Annotated in this window: 1 protein-coding gene; it reads left to right on the top strand. The window is 50.1% G+C overall.

Features of this window, described 5'->3' with window-relative positions; translation table 11 throughout:
• Positions 1 to 27: 27 nt before the first annotated feature.
• The gene (locus ABZJ92_RS22375; RefSeq protein WP_000839572.1) at positions 28 to 243 is read left to right on the top strand and encodes a class II holin family protein; all 216 of its coding nucleotides are present in this window, start codon (positions 28 to 30) and stop codon (positions 241 to 243) included.
• Positions 244 to 335: the final 92 nt, after the last annotated feature.

Below are 335 nucleotides of genomic sequence, written 5' to 3'. Positions count from 1 at the left end.
CCATCCGTTATTTGCGGAGGTGAGGCTATGAAATCCATGGACAAAATTTCAACGGGCATTGCCTACGGCACCTCCGCAGGCAGTGCTGGCTACTGGTTTTTACAGTGGCTTGATCAGGTCAGTCCGTCACAGTGGGCTGCGATTGGTGTACTGGGGAGTCTGGTTCTGGGCTTCCTGACTTATCTGACAAATCTGTACTTCAAAATCAGAGAAGACAAGCGTAAGGCTGCGAGAGGTGAATAATGTCGCCATCATTACGGTAAGCGCCCCATCAGCGACGTCTTGTGAAAATTGTCCTGTCTGGCAACAATCGCGCCCATCTATATTGATGGACA

This window comes from Shigella sp. FJ200513 (assembly GCF_040495915.1).
Classification (GTDB): Bacteria; Pseudomonadota; Gammaproteobacteria; order Enterobacterales; family Enterobacteriaceae; genus ECMA0423.
This window is presented reverse-complemented; position numbering and strand designations above follow the sequence as displayed.